5 protein-coding genes are annotated in these 2,586 nt (G+C 54.7%); 1 reads left to right on the forward strand and 4 read right to left on the reverse strand.

Going from position 1 to position 2,586, the window contains the following annotated elements:
* Positions 1-36: 36 nt before the first annotated feature.
* The 4 genes from B7L71_RS16085 to flgA form a co-directional block, all read right to left on the reverse strand.
* Positions 37-576, reverse strand: a complete 540-nt coding sequence (locus B7L71_RS16085) for an SDR family NAD(P)-dependent oxidoreductase (protein ID WP_371317392.1) — start codon at positions 574-576, stop codon at positions 37-39.
* A 171-nt stretch (positions 577-747) separates the two neighbouring features.
* Entirely contained in the window at positions 748-1,197 is a 450-nt protein-coding gene (locus B7L71_RS16090) for a flagella synthesis protein FlgN (RefSeq protein WP_081139122.1), read from the reverse strand.
* A gap of 8 nt (positions 1,198-1,205) precedes the next feature.
* Positions 1,206-1,472 (reverse strand): flagellar biosynthesis anti-sigma factor FlgM, encoded by a 267-nt coding sequence (gene flgM / locus B7L71_RS16095; RefSeq protein WP_081139124.1) that lies wholly within the window; start codon positions 1,470-1,472, stop codon positions 1,206-1,208.
* 84 nt (positions 1,473-1,556) lie between these two features.
* Positions 1,557-2,270 carry a flagellar basal body P-ring formation chaperone FlgA gene (flgA, locus tag B7L71_RS16100; RefSeq protein ID WP_081139125.1) on the reverse strand — a complete coding sequence of 238 codons (714 nt, stop codon included), beginning with the start codon at positions 2,268-2,270 and terminating at the stop codon, positions 1,557-1,559.
* A gap of 211 nt (positions 2,271-2,481) precedes the next feature.
* On the opposite strand from flgA, the gene B7L71_RS17795 reads away from it, so the two are divergent.
* On the forward strand, positions 2,482-2,586 hold a 105-nt coding region (locus B7L71_RS17795), incomplete at its 3' end, for a flagellar basal body protein (RefSeq protein WP_249273291.1).

Raw genomic sequence — 2,586 nt, forward strand, 5'->3', positions numbered from 1 at the left:
CTGATATTACAAAACCTTGATATTCAAAAACCTTAGTTACCACTCGATGGGCTGTCCTGCCCAATCCCAGAAACTGCCGGTCTCTTCGGGCCTGCGTTGCGCCATGACATCGAGGAGCCGATCAGCGACATACTCCGTTGTGAACAGCTTGTCGCTGGGTACCCTAGCCTGAAAGGGCTTGGAGAGTAAGGTATCCGTCGTGCCCGGGTGAAGACATAGCACGATGGCTTGTTTGTTGAGACGGCCAATCTCTATGGCGGCCGTTTTCATCAGCATGTTATGGGCCGCCTTGCTGGCTCGATAGCTATACCAGCCACCGTAGCCGTTATCCGTAATAGACCCGACACGGGCTGAAAGACTGGCGATAATGCTGGGATGTTTCCCTTGCAGGGAAGGCTTGAGTGCCGCAAGCAGCATGGCGGGCGTCATCGCGTTGATCTGCATGACGCGCATGAACGCTTCCTCACTGAGTTGCTCGAGGCGTTTTTCGGGCTGGATATGCAGATCTAAGTCGTGGAGCATGCCAATGGTGTTGATCAGCAGGTGAAGTGGCTGCTCTCCGACGGTCTCTGACAAGGTGCGCCGGCCGCTGCTGGTCGTTAGGTCCGCCTGGCGCTACCGATGCCGCCGTTGGCTCCCGTGACCACCGCGTTAAACTGTTGGAGAAGATGAGGTAGCATGACGACTCCAGAGTTAGGCAAGGTTGCCTAATTGAAGTGTCTTGTATAAGAGTTGTTTAGGTGTGTTTCAGGCAGAAGTGTTAATGCGTCCAGGTTGAGCGCTATTTCGCCCATCCGGTTTATAAAGCGTTTTTTCGGCAATCTGACGAATGTAATCCAGCATTTGCTGGTTGTGTTTCATGCGCACTGACAGCATTTGCCCCGTCAGGGCGTTCATACGAGCCACGCGCTCGCCCTTTTCCAGCAAGCGTTCCCAAACGGGTAGGCAGTCGGCATCATTGGCTGCCTGGCGAGCGCCAGAAGCGCCATTTGAATAGCCAAGCTTTGCCTGTACGCCGCGCCTAAGCACTTCGACGCGCTCCAGCTCACCCAGAAGTGCTTGTTTCTTGAGGGCGATGTCTGACAGTGTATCGCCATCGATGCTTCCCTTGGTCAGCTCTTCTTGCTCGTGTGTAAGCAGCTCAATGAGTTCATCGAGTCGCTGCAGCTGGCTGTCGAGAAGGCGAGATAGGCTCATGATAAGGATTATAGCTCTTTCAGGTTGGCAATTAGGCCATCGGCAATACGGTCGGTACGGATTTCCATACGCCCTTCACGAATGGCATCGCGGATTTCCTGAACCCTGGCCATATCAATGTCCTGGCTGCCATCCGCGCTGAACTGGCTTAGCTGTGTGGGTTCACGGGTCGTGTTGTCCGTATCCGGCGTTTTGGGGCCGGTAACTTTTTGAGCATCTTCACGCTGCTGAACCTGGTTGGTGCGTACCAGCGGATTAAGGTTGTCGATTTTCACGTTGGGGGCCTCATCGTCAACGTCTGGGCATCTCGTGCTATATGGTTACTATCGGCTTGGGCACTAAAGACTTTAGGCGCTGAATCAAAAATCGACCACTAAAACACCCTGGCCAGTGACACGTGCCATGGCGATTTCGCGTGCCCCAAAGCGTACTCGAATAATATCGCCCAGTGCGCCATTGGTCATGGCTTCTCCTTCACGGGAAACCCGAAAGCCAGTGCCTTGTGCTATGACCGTGACACGCTGCCCCCGTTCCACCAAGTGAGGTGCCTGTAGAAAGTGTGCTTGAAAGGAACCGCCGCTGCGAATCGGGCGTTGAGCCACCTTGCCAATAATGTCTGCTTGATCGGTCAGCGTTTGTGGCGCAAGGCTGCTCAAATTGCCATCCCGTAGGCCCAGCATGTCGGAGGTAATGAGCGTCCCACGCTCGATATCACGCGTGGCGACCACGTAGTTACCCACGACGTCGACCTGTGCCTGTATGTACCGCACCTGGCGGCCATCGGTACCGCATCTTACCCCCACTGATACTCTACCGACCGGGGGCTGGGTCGTGTTGGGTAAAAAAGGCTCAGGCTGCACGCAGGTAGGCAGATGTGGTGATGAGGGAGTGACGGTGATGACCGCTTCCTGCCCTAATGTTTGCGCCTGCTGATAAAGAAATAGATGCACGCTCTCTTCCAGCGTCATGTCGTTCGCCTGCACCGCATAGGGAAGAGCCAGAATGGCTAGCGCCAGGAGCGAGAAGAGGGTGCGCGTATGACTGGCCGTGACGAGAGACAACGCATGAAGCATGGAAGGGGCCGCTCAGTGTGAAAACTCAGAGTCTACACAGGCCTGAGACTGCGTAGATTGGGCAGTGTAATGCAAAAGTAGCCACCGTATCATGGGAAATGCTGGCAGAAACGCTACCTGTTCCATGCTTTAAGAGATGAAAGCCTCGCCTCTATTATCCATGATCAAGAATTTTCGATTTATTTTGGCCTCACGGCGAGCGAGGGTCGGCATGATTGATCAGCTTGGATCAGCCTTTGATTTTCACCAGCAGGCGCTTGGCTTGCGCCAGGCGCGTCACCAGGTGTTGGCTGCCAACATTGCCAATGCGGACACG

This window comes from Halomonas sp. BC2 (assembly GCF_002078115.1).
Classification (GTDB): domain Bacteria; phylum Pseudomonadota; class Gammaproteobacteria; order Pseudomonadales; family Halomonadaceae; genus Vreelandella; species Vreelandella stevensii.